15 protein-coding genes are annotated in these 19,274 nt (G+C 41.7%); 10 read left to right on the forward strand and 5 right to left on the reverse strand.

The window, feature by feature from the left end:
* Positions 1-98 precede the first annotated feature (98 nt).
* From KO512_RS01065 to KO512_RS01100, 8 genes are all read left to right on the forward strand, one after another.
* Positions 99-1,688: an AAA family ATPase gene (locus KO512_RS01065; RefSeq protein ID WP_215950483.1), complete on the forward strand. Its 1,590-nt coding sequence runs from the start codon at positions 99-101 to the stop codon at positions 1,686-1,688.
* 15 nt (positions 1,689-1,703) lie between these two features.
* Positions 1,704-5,135: an AAA domain-containing protein gene (locus tag KO512_RS01070; RefSeq protein ID WP_215950484.1), complete on the forward strand. Its 3,432-nt coding sequence runs from the start codon at positions 1,704-1,706 to the stop codon at positions 5,133-5,135.
* Positions 5,132-6,826, forward strand: coding sequence for a hypothetical protein (locus KO512_RS01075; protein WP_215950485.1), 1,695 nt, complete (start codon positions 5,132-5,134; stop codon positions 6,824-6,826). The genes KO512_RS01070 and KO512_RS01075 overlap by 4 nt, the downstream gene beginning before the upstream one ends.
* Positions 6,826-9,024 carry a hypothetical protein gene (locus tag KO512_RS01080; protein WP_215950486.1) on the forward strand — a complete coding sequence of 733 codons (2,199 nt, stop codon included), beginning with the start codon at positions 6,826-6,828 and terminating at the stop codon, positions 9,022-9,024. The genes KO512_RS01075 and KO512_RS01080 overlap by 1 nt, the downstream gene beginning before the upstream one ends.
* Before the next feature lie 10 nt (positions 9,025-9,034).
* Positions 9,035-9,241: a DUF2997 domain-containing protein gene (locus KO512_RS01085; RefSeq protein WP_215950487.1), complete on the forward strand. Its 207-nt coding sequence runs from the start codon at positions 9,035-9,037 to the stop codon at positions 9,239-9,241.
* A gap of 2 nt (positions 9,242-9,243) precedes the next feature.
* Complete coding sequence (locus KO512_RS01090) at positions 9,244-9,759, forward strand: hypothetical protein (RefSeq protein WP_215950488.1); 516 nt, start codon at positions 9,244-9,246, stop codon at positions 9,757-9,759.
* A gap of 4 nt (positions 9,760-9,763) precedes the next feature.
* Complete coding sequence (locus KO512_RS01095; protein WP_215950489.1) at positions 9,764-10,345, forward strand: 4Fe-4S single cluster domain-containing protein; 582 nt, start codon at positions 9,764-9,766, stop codon at positions 10,343-10,345.
* A 99-nt stretch (positions 10,346-10,444) separates the two neighbouring features.
* Positions 10,445-11,335 (forward strand): hypothetical protein, encoded by an 891-nt coding sequence (locus KO512_RS01100; RefSeq protein WP_215950490.1) that lies wholly within the window; start codon positions 10,445-10,447, stop codon positions 11,333-11,335.
* Positions 11,336-11,762: 427 nt separating this feature from the next.
* On the opposite strand, the gene KO512_RS01105 is transcribed toward KO512_RS01100, so the two are convergent.
* Positions 11,763-12,395, reverse strand: coding sequence for a hypothetical protein (locus tag KO512_RS01105; RefSeq protein WP_215950491.1), 633 nt, complete (start codon positions 12,393-12,395; stop codon positions 11,763-11,765).
* 197 nt (positions 12,396-12,592) lie between these two features.
* Here KO512_RS01105 and KO512_RS01110 point away from each other — a divergent pair, with 197 nt between their 5' ends.
* Positions 12,593-13,597, forward strand: a complete 1,005-nt coding sequence (locus tag KO512_RS01110) for a helix-turn-helix transcriptional regulator (protein WP_215950492.1) — start codon at positions 12,593-12,595, stop codon at positions 13,595-13,597.
* Between the two features lie 129 nt (positions 13,598-13,726).
* On the opposite strand, the gene KO512_RS01115 is transcribed toward KO512_RS01110, so the two are convergent.
* A complete protein-coding gene (locus tag KO512_RS01115; RefSeq protein WP_215950493.1) occupies positions 13,727-14,686 on the reverse strand; it encodes a metallophosphoesterase in 960 nt (319 codons plus the stop codon).
* A 327-nt stretch (positions 14,687-15,013) separates the two neighbouring features.
* On the opposite strand from KO512_RS01115, the gene KO512_RS20400 reads away from it, so the two are divergent.
* Positions 15,014-15,367, forward strand: a complete 354-nt coding sequence (locus KO512_RS20400) for an IS110 family transposase (RefSeq protein WP_354667725.1) — start codon at positions 15,014-15,016, stop codon at positions 15,365-15,367.
* A gap of 379 nt (positions 15,368-15,746) precedes the next feature.
* On the opposite strand, the gene KO512_RS01130 is transcribed toward KO512_RS20400, so the two are convergent.
* The 3 genes from KO512_RS01130 to KO512_RS01140 form a co-directional block, all read right to left on the reverse strand.
* Complete coding sequence (locus tag KO512_RS01130) at positions 15,747-16,571, reverse strand: phosphodiesterase (protein ID WP_215950494.1); 825 nt, start codon at positions 16,569-16,571, stop codon at positions 15,747-15,749.
* A 22-nt stretch (positions 16,572-16,593) separates the two neighbouring features.
* Positions 16,594-17,466 (reverse strand): DMT family transporter, encoded by an 873-nt coding sequence (locus KO512_RS01135; RefSeq protein ID WP_215950495.1) that lies wholly within the window; start codon positions 17,464-17,466, stop codon positions 16,594-16,596.
* Between the two features lie 177 nt (positions 17,467-17,643).
* Positions 17,644-19,131, reverse strand: coding sequence for a PLP-dependent aminotransferase family protein (locus KO512_RS01140; protein WP_215950496.1), 1,488 nt, complete (start codon positions 19,129-19,131; stop codon positions 17,644-17,646).
* Between the last annotated feature and the right edge of the window lie 143 nt (positions 19,132-19,274).

Below are 19,274 nucleotides of genomic sequence, written 5' to 3' on the forward strand. Positions count from 1 at the left end.
ATCGTGTCTTAAAATAGTGTTCAATATGATGATTTTTCTGTCACGGGTATAGCCCTTCGAACAGGGCTTATGTCATCATTTTGACAATGGAACAATAAATGGATTTTTCAAAGAAACTTAAAATTAATATTCAATCCTCTGCTGCCCTAAACCAGATTGTCAGTCATGAGACTTTACGCATACGAGCTGCGTGTTCACGCGTAGCTAACGAGTTAGAGCAAGATCTGTTTATTTGGAATTTTCCGGAGGGTTTAGTTAAATCTACAGATGGGGGACAAGAGCTTTTTGATGAATGTGACGGCGCTGACTCAGTGCTAGAGTGGTTACTGGATCAGAGTAGAGAATCTAGCCGAAAACCGTTCATTTTATTACTTGAAGATTTCCATCATTACCTGACACCGGACAATCCTGCTTTAATTAATCGTTTGAGGGCATTTGCTATTGCGGTTGCTACTCGTAAGGTCTCAGGTTGTGCAGTCGTATTATCCCAACCAATCTCATTACTACCTCCAGAGCTTGAAAAAGATACCCAAGTTTTAGAGATGCCTTTACCTAGTATTGATGATCTTAAGAAAATCATGCTACAGGCGAAACAGCGTTATGCTATTGATGATCGTGATTACCAAGAATCGCCAAACTTACTTGAGGCAGCACTGGGGTTATCGACAAGCGAAGCCCAACTTGCATTTTCTAAAGCGGCTCTTGAATTTAAACGTCTGACGGAGTCTGAGATTCCTTTCATTGTTAAAGAAAAAGAGCAGGTTATCAGAAAGAGCGGTCACCTTGAGTATTTCCATCCTAAATTGACGTTGGATGATATTGGTGGCCTGGATAATTTGAAGTCTTGGCTAAAGCGCCGACGTGAGGCTTTTACTGCAGATGCTCGTGAATTTGGTTTGGAAACTCCGCGAGGTGTTTTGCTACTAGGTTTACCAGGGACCGGTAAAAGCCTTGCTGCTAAAGCGGTTGCGAGCGCGTGGCAACTTCCCTTGTTAAGGCTGGACATGGGGAAAATCTATGGAGGTATTGTTGGCCAGTCTGAAGCAAATATGAGGTCAGCCTTGCAAATGGCTGAAGCACTTTCTCCGAGTATTTTGTGGGTGGATGAAATAGAAAAAGCCCTTGCGGGTATGCAAAGTTCTGGATCGACTGATGGTGGAACGACTGCTCGTGTATTAGGTAGTTTTTTAACCTGGATGCAAGAAAAGGAGAAACCCGTGTTTGTCGTTGCTACGGCAAACCATATTGCTCAATTGCCGCCAGAATTATTGCGTAAAGGAAGGGTTGATGAGATTTTCTTCGTTGACCTGCCGGTGCAGCAAGATCGCAAAGAAATTATCTCTATTCACCTTAAGCGCCGACAACGACTAGATGAGTTTTCTTTAGATGAGTTAGATGAATTGGCTGCGGCAAGTAAAGGTTTTACCGGTGCGGAGTTGGAAGAGGCGGTTAAGGAAGGCATGTTTTTAGCTTTTGATGAAGGACATCAATTGAATAAAGACGATATTCTTAAAGCCATTAGAGCGACGATGCCACTTTCACAGACGATGTCCGAAATGATAGGTAATACTCGTCAATGGGCGAAAGGTCGAGCAGTTGCTGCAAGTACATCCGAGCCAGAAAAGCTAGATCCGGTGTCTAATCAAGCGCCGAAACTAAAGCAAGAAGGCGAAAACCCCTTTATATAAGTTGAGCTGTAGCGAATGGACAATCCTTTTTTTACTGCCCTGGAGGGCGACGGCTTTACGGCGTCTGATTTAGCATCGAAAACCAGAAGTGTTTTAACGCCATTTATTCATTATCTTAACAACAGTATCAAGGCCCTGGAAAATAAAGAGGTAAGCTGTGAGTGGAAGTCGATCGCTGATAAACGGTATCGTTTGACACCACAAAAACGGATTTACCGGCTTGTACCTGTTAGTGAAATCGAAATTATCTCTGGGGAGGAGGGCTGGTATGAAATCTTATGTGAATCAGATGAAACTCCTCTTGATGAGAGCTTTTTACCTGATTTAGCAGACCCTGTTATCGTAGGAAAAGGGGCTGATCGACAAAAATTTCCTTTGGAAGAGGATCATTACAAAGCTACGAATGAATTATTCCGAATTTACCTGCCTGAACTATCAGGTCAGGATATTATTCAATGGAGTGGTTATCAACTAAAAGTACGTCCTTTATCTGCTCCTCTTAATAACTTGACGGACGTGCATATTGATAGTCGTGCTTGTAAGGTTGTGTCTATTAATGGCAGATGTATTCGTTTGCAGGGCTATGTTAGTAGCCAAAGTGGATTATCAATTTATGGTAAAAATACCCGTTTTAGGTTGATATCTTCTTTGGATAAAGCGCAAATTGATACTTTCTCTCCTTGCGAAGAAGGTAATGGCTGGTTGCTATTCTCGAGCAAAAAGCCTGTTATTGAACCTCATCATGTTAGTGATGTAACTGCTGTATGTTTACAGAAATTAACGCTCGAGCATTTCATATTAAATGGACAGTTGTTGAGTCACGATCAGTGGAGTTGTGTAACTGATAAGGATAGCTTAACACTGGAGGCCAGAGAGACATCGGAGACCATTAATAAAGAGAATGCTAATGTTGAGTGCATTCGCTATCCAGCTCTACGGTTTGGTTTGAGTGAAGATAAAATTAAGGACAAATGGATTCAGTTGATCGAACCAGATTCAGGAGATGATACGGGGAAATCCGTTCTGGACTATTTCTTCGGTGATAATATTAAAGTGCTGGATCACACTGAAGGTAAATTTGCTGAAGGGTTTCGGGTTTTAAAATCGCGTCCTGATGAACGTCAGATTTTACTTGCACGAAATAAACGAAGCCCAAATCAACAGAGCGTATACCCGTCGACTGAGCAGAATAGGAGAGTGATACGTGTTAGCGTAGATACATCGCAGTTAAAAAAACAAAAGGATGCTATCAATCAGTTAATGTCTCGTCCATCGACTGGGCATAAATCCTTGATTCATTTGTTACAGGAAAGAAAGAAAACACACTGGCCAGATCCAAAGCCTTATGCGGACGTTGAGTGGCAGGTGTTGACCAATTTAGATTTTGATGGCTGTGACCGGCAGCGTGATTTTGTGGCTAAGGCATTAACATCACCTGACTTCAGTATTTTAGATGGGCCACCCGGCACTGGTAAAACAACCACGATTCTGGAATTGATTGTTCAACTGGTTTTGCAGGGTAAAAGAGTGCTGCTTTCTGCGTCAACTCATGCAGCCATTAATAATGTGCTTGAACGAGTAGATGAAAATTCTGTGTTAAGTGATGCTATTTTTCCGTTGCGTATCGGTGATGAGAATAATGCTATCGGCGTTGAGCACTTTCAGTTTGATAAATTACATCAGGAATTAAAAAAAGAATCGGGTTGTGATGATTTTAGCTTGCAGTTGATGGTAGATGCTTCAAATTTAGTTTGTGGTACTACTATTGGGATTCTACGTTTATTTAATAATCGTAACGTTACTTTGGATAGAGGAGAGCCTCCATTTGATGTGATGATAATAGATGAGTGTAGTAAAACGACGTTTCAAGAATTCTTAGTGCCTGCTCGTTTTGCAAAGCGCTGGGTTTTGGTTGGAGATGTTCGTCAGTTATCGCCTTTTACGGATCGTGAGCAGATCGTCGCTAATCTAGATAATTTAATGCTGGTACCTCCTAGGGGTAAAGAGCCCGCACAAACGTTACCTCACTCTTTGCAGCAAGCGTGTTTTCTTCTGGAAGAGCTAAGAGGTAATCCTGAAGAACCTTATCAACAGCCTATGTTAGTATCAGTTTCCTCTAGTGTGCTCAAAGCCATTGGCGATGAAGTTTCTGCACGTATTGGTTCGAATAGCTTGAGTCAGGGGCTAGATAAACTTTTGCTAGTTCAGAGTAGGAGTAAAAAGAATCAAAAGATATGTAGATGTATTGATTTAATAACCTTGACGCAAGAGCCTTGGCACTTATATGGCTGCACGCTGTGTTTTGTAGATGAAAACGCTATGGAAAAAATACAGCAATATATCCCTGATGATATGCTGGTTGTACATGGTGGTTGGCAGAGAACCGACCATGCTTTTATTCATAAAGGTGGAGGAGAGTCTTCCGTTAAATCTTTCAGAGTGAAGGCAATTGCGCATACCGTTACAGGTATGATTTCTGAAAATCTGTTAGAGCGTTTTGAGGAAAGTAAGTGGTCAGAAGAGGTGTGTTGGCGATTGGAGCGGGAATACTGGTTACGGCTATCCAAAAATCAAAATAAAGCTAGATTTTATACCAAAACTCTAGAGCGGTTGTTTCCTCAGTCTGTTAATGCGACGGGGCGTATTCATGTTTTAAAAAATATAGCTTTCCCTTCGGTTTTAGAAGCGTTGTCAGGTGATGGTCTTGTGAAGCGAAAGAACGATGATCCTACGACCCTAAATCAAGGTTTTACAGTACATGAAAAGGCGCAGCGGCATTCAACACTGAGTTATCAGCATCGGATGCATCCCGACATTTCGGTGTTTCCACGGGAACAATTTTACTCTAAAGGTGTACTAAAAGATGGTCGCCAAACTAGATCAGATCGTCAGTGGAGTTTTACACGTTATGAAACTCGAAATGTTTGGCTTGATGTGCAAGGTAAGATTAACAAAAATGTTAATTTAGCTGAAGTTACAGAAATTATTCAAGAGCTAAAGGCTTTTTGCGATTGGGCCGAGGGTAAATCTAAAAATGCTAAAGGTGATCTTTTTGATGTGGCTGTGTTGACCTTCTATAAGGGGCAGGAAAAAGCGCTTCGAGATGCCATGCAAAAAAAACTTCCTGGGAATAATAGACGCTACGCTCGATTTAGTTATAAAGGTATTTCTATTAAATTAGCAACAGTTGATTACTTCCAAGGGCAGGAAGCAGACCTTGTTTTTCTTTCTATGGTTAATACTGCGCGTGATGGTTTTATGGATTCTCCTAACCGGCTCAATGTTTCCATTACCCGTGCTCGTTACCAGTTGGTTGTTGTTGGATGCCATGATTATTTTAGCAAACGTTCTCGTACTGTAGAACTTAAAGGATTAGCTAATTCGTGTTGTGTGAACAAGGCGAAAAGGAGTGCTGGTGGGCATGCCAGAAGGAATAATAAAAGATGAATAGTAAACAAGTGTCTTGGCAGGACGAGTTGAATAAAATAAAAAAAATCCCATCAGATAAGAATCATATGACTGATGATTTCTCTGTGAACAATGGTGTTGGGTTAAATGTCGTTTTGACGCGTCAAGTTGAAGTGAAGCGTTATCCAGTCATTGCAGAATTAACATTTAAGAGAAAAAGGCCTGATCTAGTTTCGTTACTCAAGGCTGCTGAGCAGAGATATGATGCAATGCCTGCTCGATTGATAGCATATTTGAAACGAGAGCAACTATTGGATACGGATTCTGCTTCTGTTACTCCCAAAGGCGAAGAGGTCATCAGTACTGGTTGTATCGATGTAAAGGAACGAGGCCTTTATCATATTTGGTATACAGCTAATGATCCATTATTAGGTATTCGTCCTTTAATGATACAGAGAGATACAGCTTTTTTTGATCCGAATATGAAGAGTTGGAAAAAAGGAAGTGATGCTCGAAACTCAGGATTTGGAGTCTCGTCGACTTCTACTGTTGATGTGATTGATGAAGTACTTGCAGGTAAAAATTCTAAACAATCCCAAATAAAATTATTGTTAACGGCCTTAAAGCCAGAAGTAATATGCTCTTCTAATCAATCTGCTAAGCTAGTTTTAGAGTGGAAACTGGGACTTGAAAAGTCGGTTGTTTCTCTAATAGGGCAATTAGAAACACTGGATTTTTCATCAAATAAAAATAAATCAAAACCGTCTAGTCTCGACTTGAAAATCGAGCAATATCATGACTCTTTAGATGATGTTATGGGTGCTATTGCTCTTGAATTTGATGCTACATGGGATGTAAACGCGCAACGGATGACGGTTTGTCTTGATAAAATTGACCATTATCCGAGCGCGGTTCAGAATTTTGAAGTTAGTAGGGTCGAAGAAATTACTGATTTATCAGTTAAGGGACGATTTAATACTGTGCAAGTCAATCAATTGCCTCTTCAGCCTAAAGATCGTAGAGATGCAGTGCAGTGGCATAAAGCGTGGTTGAATCACTTTCATGCTAAAAAATATCATTGCAGCGTAGATATGTATCAACGACAGGCGGAATGGCTAGATCATGAGGCCATGGCGAGCTTTAACCTTTCTCTGAAACAAGGTCAGGAGCTGTTGGCTAATTTTAGTCGAGAGGGGCAGGCGGAGGCTTATTGGCATGTTGCAGCAATGATTGACTTATCGCCTTCTCAGAGTAAAAAACTTAATTTATCCATTACTTTAATGGATAAAGAACAGCTAAGTTTAAAAGAATTTATTAGGCAGCTTTGCGGTGAAGAGCCTATTAATAAAATGATTTACTCTGACCGATATGTGTATACCAATAAACAGCTAAGAAACTTGGAGGCTATTGCTCGCTGTACTGGCAATGCGGAAGGCATGTTAATGACATTGGATCATTCAAAGGGAGTTGGAAATTTAGATTTACCTGCTAGTTGGGAACGGCAAATTATACAGAAGAAAAATACCAATCATGGTCGTTACTGGGTATTCATTGGGTCGTCTCACCATTGGTATTGGGAATGTAGCAGTGGGCTGGATTTTATTCAAAATTATGATGGAGAGACGTTTACTGTTGCAGGTATACCTACCTTTACGCCCAAAGAAGAAGCTGAACTTCCACAATATTTACAGCATGCTATAAAAGAAATAGTTGTAGAGGAGGGATTGTAATGGCCATTATAAACGCAAGACAGGAACGCTTTTTAGTTAATTATCGTCATGAAATTTTGTCTTCGTTATTTCAACAGCACAATGGTGATTGTGATTTCTCTGAAGACCTTGCTCAAATTGATTGTGATGGCGTTATTGAACTGTTTGATAGCGCTCGTTTAACGTTGTTAATTGCGGTAGATAAGATTACGAATCAAGATTTAATTCGGTCCTTACGTGAGAAGGCTGACAGTGGTGTGCGTATTTACCTGTTATTAGGTGATGAAAAGCAGAACCAGACCGTTATTGATTCGTTGTCTGGGCGCTGTCTTATTCGTACAGGCGTCAATCAAAAAGGAGCAATGATTGCTTCAGACCATTCGACAAGTAAAGCTTTGGGGCTCTTGGTTATGAGTCAAGAAACCTTTGCCAAACAGGGCCTCAATAGCTGGGCTGTACAACTTGATTCGACACAAGTTGAAGATGCTTTTCGTAGTTTCTGTAAACTATTTTGGGAAGATGGAAAAAATGAATATCTTAAGCAAAATCAGCGAAATAAAGTAACCTCTCACCCGAATGGCAACATAGTAACTAATCATTCGTATCAACAGCCGGGTGCCTTGGGTGATTCTTTAAGCCTTACCTTATCCAGTTTGCAAGGGGCTAGTCGTTCATCATATGAGTCAAAAAGTTCACAATATACATTATTGCTCAATAGTAATTGTCCGCTGATTAACGCTGGAGAAGGGGTTGCTCTAACTGATTCTTCGATCCCTTCATTATTATTTTCTGCTTATGATAATTGGTTATTGCCGGATGAAGTGGATTTTGAACTAGTAAATTGGTGCTTGAAATTGTCAAATGAGCAACATAAAAAATTATTTTCTGGGTATCAACAGGCTGTAAAAGAAGCTGCTTGGCAATACAGGACATCAGTATGTTTAGGTGAGCTTAATTGCCACCAATTAATACGTTTTGCTGATCAGCCGGACTTAGTTCGTAAGGTCGAATCGTTTCGTAAAATAGAGCTTGAACCCATATCGACACAAACGATTGATTCCTTTCTTGAGGATAATGCTGAAGAATTGGCTAAATCAAAAGTCGAGTGTCAGCGTGATTCTCTAGCGCATGATATTGAATATTCGGTCATAATTCATCCACCGTATTGTCCTAAAGAGGCTAAACCTGATGAGCTATATCGTCAGTGGGAATTAGCAGAGGTGGATTGGAAAAATAGGCTTGTAGAGATAAAAAATCATCAAGAAAAAGTCGATCAACATCAGGCAAATATTTCAAATAATCTGCAAAAATTCCTTAGGGGGTTCCTGCTAGGGCAAGGTCAATCCGTAAAAAAAATGGAGCAAGAGCTTGAAGCGTTAAACCGTTGGTCTGTGACGCAGGCGACCCCCGCCGAGCGTCTGGCGTTTAAACAGCGCCTCGAAGCCTTATTTGAGGGAGCTGAGGCACGTAGTCAAAAGACAGTGGCGGCTATGGATGAGGCGAAGCAACATTGTGTATGGCAAGAGAAGCGTAAAAAACTTGAGGCAGAGCGAGATAAAGCAGCATCTTTGGCGGAAGAGAAGAAAGTGGCCATTAATCTATTAGACTCAGAAAAAAATAAACGAGAGCTTGAGCTCAGCACTCGATTTATTAAGAGCTGGGGGGACGCTGTTAAGTCGCTCACGGAGGAGAAATTAGAAAAAATTAAGTTACCGAGTGACCCAAGTATTGTTGCTTCTAGAAGTATCCAAGCAATACTTAGTGAAATGGATTTTTTAGCGGCGGATAAGTGGCGTAAATCAGTTAATGAAAAGACTTTTAAAAAGCATTATAGCAACTTTAATCGTGCGCTTACTGATTACCAGCTCGGCTTTCAGAAAATTGAACGAGATTACAGGCAAGTTAATGATGAGCTAGACAATGCATTGAGAGAACTGAAAAATTCAAAAAGTGCTTTAAGTGAGTACGGTGAACGCTTTATATACAAACCGTCTGCTTCAGAAGGAAGTCTAGAGCGGCAACTTGGACTAAATGCTACTACTAGTATTAAGTCTCAATTTAAATGGCCTAAAGATGACTTACCTGAAAAAGGCACCAAGTTAAAAAATGATGGTAAACACCGTTGGTTGGTCATTGAAGATACTGATCAGTTAGAACAAGCTCGTAAAGATTCTAAGCGTTTGAATGCCATTATCTGTGTAAATAATTTTGATATATAAGGGTACAAGTATGCCTGAGCAAAGAGTTGTTATTACAATCGATGAGGAAGGTAGTATTACAGCGAAAACGAGTGGCTTCAAAGGAGAAAGCTGCCTCGCTGCGTTAGATGACTTATTAGATTTAGACGGTATTATCACAAACTTGAAGAAAACCGATGAGTATCATCAACGGCAGACAGTTCAGTTAGCACGCCGTCAGGAAATTAAAAGGACGTAATCATGAGTGCGGTTATAAAGACCAATACCCCGTTTATTATAGAGTCAGTACTAGTTGAAGCATTACAAGCTGTCGGTGCTGAGCCTGTGAAGGTCACAGAGAATATACTTCAAGACCAGAGACATTCTGGTGGTTTATTAGTAGGTGATATTCTGACTAACCGTTCCGATTATTATGGATTACAGCATTTTAGGTTAATCAATAACCGCTGGGTGTTGCGGCATGATTCTAGTGAGATGTCTGGACGTGTTAAAAGTGCTAAGTCAGCAGTTTCGAAAGGATATAGTCGTGTAGGCGCTTTCTTGGAGTTAGTAGGCCAGGCTTATGAAAGCGCTTATCAGCAGTATTTAGGTATGCTAGCGGAGCAAGAACGTATTCGTCTTGAAGAAGAACGTAAGGCTCGAGTTGAAGCGACTCGGCAACAAGCTATTGCTAAGGCTAAGGCTCAAGGGTACTCAGTAAAGGAAACTAGAAATAGCAAGAATCAGATACAACTCGTCTTAACGCGAACGGTGTAATTTAGTGACTAAAGATTATGGAGAGTATTTTAACATTGCTCATATTGAGCCGCAGAGTCAAATCTATGGGCCCGGTGAGCGTTTCGTTGTTTGGTTCCAAGGTTGCTCTCTTGCGTGTGATGGTTGCTGGAATCAGGATATGTGGTCGTTTAAAAGTAAGGATCTAGTACATAGAGGGCATCTGCTTCATAGTATATTGAATGCTTCAGGTATCAAAGGCGTTACCTTTTTAGGAGGAGAGCCTTTACAGCAGTCTGAAAATTTTTGGTGGTTGGTTCAGAACATTAAAGACCAGTCGAATCTTAGTGTTTTTTTATTCACTGGCTATGAAAATGATGAGTTAACTCAATTAGGCCATTTTGAAAATATAAATAAGTTCTGTGATATTGTCGCTATTGGTCCTTATCGTTCAGATAGAAGGAACGTAAATCAACAATGGATAGGTTCGGATAACCAAATTATTTTATATCCTGAAGGCTCTCGAGAATTAATAAAGCCGCAACAGGTTAATCAAGTAGAAATTGTTATAGAGAGTGATGAACGTATTCGTATTTTAGGTTTTCCGGATGAAAACTTAAAAATTTAATATAGCTTTATTATGACAGTATTTAAATTTCGTTGTGCTTAAAATACAGTGATAATGATTATTTTTTTAAGACTTAGACATAATTTAGGAGTTGCAGGGATGGGTAAAAAAATATCAACTTCAGCACTTGCCAAATCTCGATCTATTTCTGGTAAGGAATTATTTTCTCAACTTGAAGCGTGTAGTTTTATCAAGCGAGAAGAGAATGAGTGGAAACTTCTACCCAGTGGTGAACGCGCGGGTGGTCAATATGTTGAGCATCCGAAATATGGTAAATATATTGCTTGGCCAGAAGATCTTTCTCTCGATGCTGTTAAGCTTTCTACACCAAAGTCAACTATTAGTAAGTATGTTACTGCTACGGTGATTGGCAAGGCATTTAATCTGTCAGCCAACCGAATGAACTCTATTCTGTCAGAATTAGGATGGATTAATAAAGCGTTAAAAGGCTGGGTTATTACAGCCTCTGGAAAGTCAGCGGGGGGCGAGCAAAAAGAAGATTTCAGGTCTGGTGTGCCTTATGTTGTTTGGCCTGAGTCTATCGCTGAGAATAAAGCCTTGAAGACGACTATCAGCGAGGTGCAGGGCGAGGCATCATCAGAAGAAGCTCAAGAAGAAACGGATGAGAATCCAGGTTTTAGAGATAAATTCGAAGCAAAGCTTCGTACAACAGACGGGCATTATGTGCGCTCTAAAGCTGAAATGCTCATTGATAATTGGTTATATATGGCTGAAATCGTCCATGCATATGAACGAAAGCTACCTATCGAAGAAGAAGTATACTGCGACTTCTACATACCTACAGGTAAGGTTTATATTGAATATTGGGGCTATGAGAATGATTCAAAGTATTTACATCGTAAAGCTAAGAAACAAGAGATTTATAAAAAATACGGTTTTAAATTGATCGAGCTGGAAGATAAGGATGTTCAAAATTTGGATGATATATTACCTAGGCTTCTTTTGAAACACGGAGTCCAGTCTTACTAGGTTCTGAAAGTGGTGGTTAACTAAGATGAATTTATTATCTCTAATCATAGGTCTAAATATTGTTTAATTACGATTATATTGTTATTTGAATTAAATGACATAATCGATAAACTTTTAAATGAATTTGTTGTTACACAAGTAGCTTAGATTACAGATTCGTTATTTTGACGCTAATAGATGGCCACTATTATTGTGGCTTAAATATTCATCTTTAACACTTAACTTGCGTTATCTCCGTGTTGAAATAGAAGTGTCTCTATTCAACATGAAGAAGGGGCGCGCGCATTATGTTCCGAAGTGTGACACAACTATCAGCCTGAAGTAATTCAACAAAATGGGGTAAAGATAAGTGGTGCCGATAAAATAGTAGGCTTTGCTACCTTACAGTACAAACGCCATATCTCGCGTGGTTTGTCTGGCAGACGCGCTACTTGAAGCTGGTTATCATGGGTGTTATGTTTTTATGCCCTATTTTTAATGATGGCTGAGCAGTTGGTACTACTCCAGATTCACCTAAAATAACGCCATCGGCCGATACCTCTACGTGCATTCCTTCCGCATATACAAACCGGTATTTTTGTATATCTCCCCACATACCTAGCTGACCACTATGTTGTTCATAGTGGTTTTTAACGAGGTGTCGAACAGTCATAATCTGTTCACTGATAGGCTTAATTCGAGTTTCATATTCAAGCTGTATATATCGCTGTGATGAGCATAATGCTAAGGCAAATATTGGCTGAGTGGTTCGTACAAATCCAGTATCAACAAAGACATATGATTTAAATCGATTGCGTCTATCTTCACGCTCAGCATGGATTGCATCTAAGTCTGCTTGGTATTCATTGAGATCAATCCCTAAAACTGAGCATAGCTTTGATAAGAATTCAGCATCACTGTACTTGAGATCATAAGCGCCTTGAAACAAACCAAGGCTTCGATCTGACATTACATTTTGAATACGTGAACTAGCTCGGTCGTCCTTGTAACCCATCCAGTGGCAAATATCCTCTAAGTTACAGTTAGATAATCGTAGTTGAATTTCTTGATGTAACGTCATGGCTTTTCCTCCGAGATAGAACCCGTGTAGTGTACTAAATAGAAGCGTCATTACTTGACGCATAATTTAATATCATGGCACATTAACGCTATCAGGTCTGGCGACTAAATCTCATATAGGTGACCCTAGGTGGGCTGTGCATTACTGGCATATTGTGCTGAAGGTACATCTATATCAGAAAACTAGAGTGAATGGCGATGAATGCTTTGTATAGACAGTGGCAGATCCTATCGAGGATTCCACGCGAACCAAGAACCGTCGGCACTCGAGAATTAAAAGAGCATCTTGAGTACCAAGGTTGCGAGGTGAGTGATCGCATGATCCAGCGTGACCTTGAGCAACTCACCACCATGGGCCTTTTCCCTTTGGCTTGTGAGCAAGAGGGGCGAAGCAACCGCTGGTTTTGGCCCAAGTCAGCCAAGCTTATGTCCTTCCCTGGTATGGATGTGGCATCTGCTTTAGCGTTGTCGTTGATTCAGCGTCATCTAACCGGGGTTTTACCGAGTCATGTTATCAATGACCTACAGTCTTATTTCGATGCCGCTGATCGCACTTTGTCCAATACTTCCAGCTTGGGACAAGAGTGGTGCCAAAAAATCGCCATCATACATGAAGGGCCAGAGCGAGTTCGCCGAAGTCTGGATGCCGATGTTCAAGCTGCCATTTACCTAGGGCTGTTTACCAACAAGCAACTTCAGGTTGTTTACAATGCACGTGGTGGGGAAGGGTTAGCCTATCATATTCACCCTTTGGGCCTGGTGTCTAAAGCTGATGTGATCTACCTAATTGGTACTATCAATGACTATGAAGATATCCGGCAGTTTGCCATGTCGAGATTTATCTCTGTGGTGGTTTTGGATGAAAGCAGCAAGAGACCTAGCGGGTTCGTACTCGCTGACTATATCCATGAGCAGGCTGCCTTCCAGTACCCTATTCACCAAGAGCAAGAGCTGTTGCGACTAAAAATCATGCCTGAGTTTGTTTTTTACTTTAATGAAAGTGCTCTTGGCCAAGATCAACAGGTCAGTGGTAATGATGATATAGGTTATGAGGTCTGTGTGACGACGACTATCACTGAAGAGCTTGAGTGGTGGTTGATGGGGCGTGCTAATTTGATTCGAGTCATTGAGCCTCTCAGTTTAAAAGAACGGTTGTTAGATGCATTAACGCGCTCTGTAGAGTATTACAAACAGCAACCATAATGACTGCACAGAATATAAGAACATAAGCGTCATATTTACGGATCCCTCAAGTCGCTCTTGCACGCTTTTTAACTGTTCTTTCTTCTCCCTATTCATTTAGATCATCCCTTTTCTGCATTCGATAATGTATCACTTCATATAGTGAAAATTATCATCATTTATTTTTTGCTCTCCTGACCAACGATAAGCAACTAGCTTTCCTCCATTTGCAACTGAGTAGTCCAAACATGCAACATTAGAAGCCAGTTTTGCAGGATGATTGTCCATCCAAAAGTGCCCTAGGAATACAGGTTTGTCCTCTGATGGATATCCAAGTAATTCAGCCTCGAACACTTGATGCTCGAAAGCATGAACATTTTCTTCACTTACTAATAAGTCAGCGGGAAGAGTGATTTCACCTAACTTTCTATTCCCATTTTTCCACCACTGAATTCGAGCATTTGTCCTAGGAGTTCCATCTTTATCAAGAAACGAATGATCACCAGGCAAAGCATATTCCACCCCTTTTAATAACGTTTCAATCGCATCAAATTCAGTAGTTTTTATAGTACTAGCTGCGATGAGAAGTTCAGGGGTTACTTTATTACCAGGTCTTAACAAAGGTCCTAACTTTCCAACAAAACGTGGGTCCCAACAGGCATGGACAACCCTTAAACCGTCTAAGTCTAGCCACAGCGGTAATGATTCAAAAAAGGCTAAAGCGTCATCCAATGTTGGCCATTCTTTTCTACCGACAAACTCATCTAGAAAGGCTTGATGCTGTTTAATGTTTTTATTAGTGTGAGGCCTTAACCACGTATCGGGCTGATCTGGACAGGGAGTATGAAATGCCAAAGCATTGAACTCATGATTACCCATCACAGAGAGTGCCGAACCATGGTTAATCATAGGCATAACAATTTTCAAAACTTTTACTTGCTGCTGCCCTCTATCTATAAAGTCTCCAAGAAATATGACTTGCCGGGTAGGATGGCGATAGTACCCATCACTTAACTGATATTCCATACTTTCTAGAAGCTCCGAGAGAGCATCTGCGTGGCCGTGAATATCTCCTATAAGGTCATACCCTGATAACTTTAAATCATTCATTACGAGTCCTTGTATGGTTAATTCTTTTCCATTTCTGGGTAAAGTAGAGGCCTGCCCTCAATTGAGAGACCGGTAACAAGTGTATAGCGCTACATGGCTCCAAAGTCATCACTCGAACAGTCATTGGGGCCTCCAGCCCGCATAGCAAGGCAGAGTCAGCTTATTATGAACACTAAGGAAAACCAAATTGAAATCAACGTCGGCGATGTCGGTAAGTCGAAACTGGATATTGTCCTTCATCCACTTGATCTCCATTTTTCTGTACCCAACAATCAGGAGTAGATACAGAAAATCGTTCAGGTACTTAAAATACATCAGGTTAAACATATCGTAACCGAAGCCACCGGACGTTACGAGCATGCTTTTGTCTTTGCCTGCGATAAAGCCGATTTACCTATTGTGGTTGTTAACCCAATCAACATCCGACGCTATGCACAAGCCATGGGGGTGCGGGCTAAAACCGATAAAATTGATGCTTTTGTCATTGCCCGGCTTGTAGCTACTATCAAACCCAATATTAAACCTATCCCTGAAAAACAGTCACTTTTAATCAAAGACTTACTGATCCGGCGGACTCAACTCGTAGAGATGCAAACCATGGAGAAAACCGCCAATAGACCATGCCAAAGGAGTTACATATATCAATCAAAGCATTACTTAAATCACTGCAAAGTCAGATAGAAAAACTCACTCAGAAGCTTGATCTTCTGGTCGCTGAAGCAAAGCATTGACGTACCAAAACAGAAATTCTCACCAGCGTTCCTTGTGATGGTAAAGTTCTGGCCTACACGCTGCTCAGTGAACTTCCCGAACTAGGAAAACTGAACCGTAAAGAAATAGCCGCTCTCGTCGGTATTGCCCCAATGAACCTTCCATTTTCCGAGTATTGATAAAATAATTAAGCGAGCCGTCGGTGTGATGAGTTATCCCGCCGTGATTTTATACAGAAAAAAGCCTGCGTTGGGCGCAGGCTAGGGAACGTTTCCCCTGAAGTGGATGCTAAGGTGCCCATCCATAGATCCTAGTGACGGGAGTCAGAGCTAGGATCGAACCGTGAACATTAAGGGGTACTTTTTGGCGGGGTTGGTACACCTTCTGTGATTCCGCCGGGGTAATCACCTATCAATGTCAGATGTGAAACCAGTCCCGTGTTCTCAGACCAGTAAAAGAGTCGGCAGATACCCGGTTCAAATACTGGATCGATATCGGGTACTTCATCCATCAATAGATCGTAGGAAAACGCTGAACTACCGGTGACAAATAGTAACGTATCCGCCCAATTTACCGTGGCGTCACGGTGCAGGTGTCCACAGGCAATGGCTTTTACTTGATGGTGCTGTTCGATTATCAGTTTCATCTTGTCGCCATTTTTACAATTCATCGCATCCATATAAGGATATTGAACTGGCGCAGGGGGATGATGCATAAATATTAAAGTTGGTTTGTTCGGTTGTTCATTTAGGGTTTGTTCTAGCCACTGTAATCGTTCATTACACAGCAGGCCATGATGCTGACCGGGGTCGAGAGTATCTAATGCAATCAACCTTAATGGCAATCCTTCGATCGTGTAGTTAAGAAAGTGACTATTGCTCTGCAGATAGCCGTGATCAGAAAATATATCTCGAACACGCTGGCGGTGATCATGGTTTCCCGGAACGATCAGGTATGGCATTTTCAGAGTATCTAGCGCAGCTTTCGTGCGAATATAATCCTCTTCTCTGCCGTGGTTGGATATATCGCCTGTGATGACGACCAAATCAGGCTTCGTATCTAGAGCGTTAATGTGATCGACAGCTTCTAATAGGCGATGATATAGATCAATTGGGCCTGCAGTGGTTTCAATGATTCGTCCGACATGAAAATCGGTAATTTGTGCAATTAGCATAAGTATTCCCACCTGTGATTAATCAAGCGCCGGACTGCGCTAGAAGGAAGATTGAGAACGCAGCGCAACCGACAGCCGCTAGTTTGCGTTTGGTTAAATGTTCCATTTTCATCATCACAGAAACCGCCATTGCAACAATAAAGCTCATATTGGCGATAGGAACCAATACACTGGCCTCTCCACGTTCTAAGGCGGCGATTAGGAAGTTGACGATCATGAAAATGAGTACCCCAGATAAAGCGGAGTAGCGCAATTTATCTAGTGAAATACGGACACGTTTTTCTCGTATTAAGGCGTAAAGAAAACCGCCTATGATCCAGCAAATTGAAGAGATCAACATCATCGTGGCCGGTTGAGCTCCTTCAGATATACCTGCTTTGGAGATAACGCCATAACTTGCACGCACGATAGCTGCCAGCATGGCGACCACGAGGAATACTCGCGCCATGCTGGCCGCTTCATCAAGAGAAACATGTTTGTTACGTTGATAGAGAATCAATACGCCAATAACACCACATAGAACCCCTATGCCTTTCATCCAACCTAAGGACTCGCTTAGGAAGATAAATGAAAGCACAACCACGCCAATGGTATTTAGGCGGTAGATAGTAGACCCGAGGCTGACATCAAGATGTGTAAGGCTTTCCAGTAACAGAATATTGGATAAAGCAACGGCGATACCTGCTGCAATGCCATAATACAATGTGGCTTCATTCAATATGATTGCTTGGTCATTAACCACGAACATTGTTAGCTGTAACATTGTCCAGATAATGCCAATACCACAGATATACATGCCCCGTGAACGTTCTTTTCCACAGTACTTCTTGAAGACTACGTCGCTAAAGCCTGCTGCTAACAGGCTAAGTAACGCAAAAAAAACACCACTAGTCATGGGCTTCGTTTCCTTTGATCTTATTGTCAATAAATTGGTGAAATGGACCCGCTGGGACCTATTGTTAATCTAGATTAAGGAGAATAGCGGTTAGCATAAATGTCCAATAAATAGATTGTGATAAGGCCGCTTTACCTCTGGGTGTAGGGGAATGCCGATCCCAGTGTGCGGGTTCGGCTATAGCATGCTTCGAATGGCGTCTGCTAGGAGGGAAGCTGCTGTAGGCATTGATTCCGGATCGATGCAGCTGAAACCAATGAGTAGCCCTGGTGGTTGAATGCTGTTTACGCAGTAGATTGATAAAGGAATAACATCGACGCCAAATTCTCTAGCTCGGATACTCACAGCGCGATCGTCGAGATGCTTTGGCAACCAGCCGATTAGGTGCATACCTGAGTTTGAGGGGGCAGGGGTTATTAGGCCTTGGCAATATCGTTCTAGAACCTCGAGCAAAGCCTGTTGGCGTTCAAAATAGAGATTACGCATCTTGCGTATATGGGCGGTGAAATGTCCTTCACTGATTACATCAGCCAGAATCGCTTGAGGCATGGTTGGTGCGGCTCGGTCGAGTAAGCTGTAAACGTTAGCAAAGCTTTCAATCAGGGGGTTGGGGACAACAAGGTAGGCTAGTCGGAGTGAAGGAAACAGTACTTTACTGAAGGTGCCTATATAAATTACGTGGTTATATTCATCTAGACCTTGCATGGCGGTTAATGGGCGGTCTTTAAAACGAAACTCACTATCGTAGTCATCTTCAATCAGCCATGCGCCTGTCTTATAAGCCAATTGTAGTAGCTCTAATCGACGCGAGAGACTAGTTGTTATGCCAAGCGGGTGTTGGTGAGAAGGGGTCACCATAATCATTTTAGGCTGGGCTTCGAGTTTTAAGCCTGCTTTTATATCGATACCTTCATGGTCTACTGGGACCGGTACTATACGTGCTCCGGCACCTTGCATTACTTGGCGGGCGGCGATATGCCCTGGGTCTTCAACCCAAGCGCTATCACCCTCATTCATTAGCGCCCATGTACAGAGACAGAACGCTTGTTGTGCACCACTGACGACCAGTACTTGTTCTTCATCACAGTTCACTCCACGGGCATCGCGTAAGTATGCAGCGATCTCTTTGCGTAAGGGTAAATATCCACGCGGGTCTCCATAGTTGAGCATGTGGCTTCGAGACTGGCGCCAGTGTTTACCGGATATTCTCGTCCAAGTTTGAATTGGAAACTGATCCAATGCGGGTGTTCCTGGATGGAATGGTCGTGGGGTTTGATGATGGACTATCTTATCGCTTGGCTGTAGTGCCCGTCCTCGATCTGATATTCGGCCTAGCAGCTTTTCCTCACTGTTGACTGGGATGATGTTAGGTCGGTCGGGAGAAAGGTCGCAGGAATTTAAGTGGGCAACAAAGGTTCCGGAGCCTGTTTTAGCTTCAAGATAACCTTCTGCGATCAGTTGCTCGTAAGTATTTTGCACGGTTAGACGAGAGACGCTTAAAGTCGTTGCTAACTCTCGCGTTGAAGGTAATCGTGCGCCCGTTTTCAATTGGCCGGAAAGAATCGCTTCACGTAATTGTGTGCCAAGTTGACGAAACTTAGGTATAGCTGAATCCTGAGATAGCTGGATCATTGATAATAAAGCGCTACGAGAATATCGAGCCATGTCATGTTCCTGTATTTACTTTAGTGTGCGGCTATCCCTGTTATGTCTTTAATTTGCGATGACTTTTAACGTTTATGTTTTGGTCCGTGTTACTTAGTGTACTTGATTAAAAAGATATAGAAACACGTTGAGTGTTCTTTCAT

The sequence above is a fragment of the Amphritea atlantica genome (assembly GCF_018860855.1).
GTDB lineage: Bacteria > Pseudomonadota > Gammaproteobacteria > Pseudomonadales > Balneatricaceae > Amphritea > Amphritea atlantica_A.

Bases quoted from the DNA above. Each gene is read 5' to 3' on its own strand.
- KO512_RS01065 (WP_215950483.1), top strand. From the start codon at position 99: ATGGATTTTTCAAAGAAACTTAAAATTAATATTCAATCCTCTGCTGCC.
- KO512_RS01070 (WP_215950484.1), top strand. From the start codon at position 1,704: ATGGACAATCCTTTTTTTACTGCCCTGGAGGGCGACGGCTTTACGGCG.
- KO512_RS01075 (WP_215950485.1), top strand. From the start codon at position 5,132: ATGAATAGTAAACAAGTGTCTTGGCAGGACGAGTTGAATAAAATAAAA.
- KO512_RS01080 (WP_215950486.1), top strand. From the start codon at position 6,826: ATGGCCATTATAAACGCAAGACAGGAACGCTTTTTAGTTAATTATCGT.
- KO512_RS01085 (WP_215950487.1), top strand. From the start codon at position 9,035: ATGCCTGAGCAAAGAGTTGTTATTACAATCGATGAGGAAGGTAGTATT.
- KO512_RS01090 (WP_215950488.1), top strand. From the start codon at position 9,244: ATGAGTGCGGTTATAAAGACCAATACCCCGTTTATTATAGAGTCAGTA.
- KO512_RS01100 (WP_215950490.1), top strand. From the start codon at position 10,445: ATGGGTAAAAAAATATCAACTTCAGCACTTGCCAAATCTCGATCTATT.
- KO512_RS01105 (WP_215950491.1), bottom strand. From the start codon at position 12,395: ATGACGTTACATCAAGAAATTCAACTACGATTATCTAACTGTAACTTA.
- KO512_RS01110 (WP_215950492.1), top strand. From the start codon at position 12,593: ATGAATGCTTTGTATAGACAGTGGCAGATCCTATCGAGGATTCCACGC.
- KO512_RS01115 (WP_215950493.1), bottom strand. From the start codon at position 14,686: ATGAATGATTTAAAGTTATCAGGGTATGACCTTATAGGAGATATTCAC.
- KO512_RS01130 (WP_215950494.1), bottom strand. From the start codon at position 16,571: ATGCTAATTGCACAAATTACCGATTTTCATGTCGGACGAATCATTGAA.
- KO512_RS01135 (WP_215950495.1), bottom strand. From the start codon at position 17,466: ATGACTAGTGGTGTTTTTTTTGCGTTACTTAGCCTGTTAGCAGCAGGC.
- KO512_RS01140 (WP_215950496.1), bottom strand. From the start codon at position 19,131: ATGGCTCGATATTCTCGTAGCGCTTTATTATCAATGATCCAGCTATCT.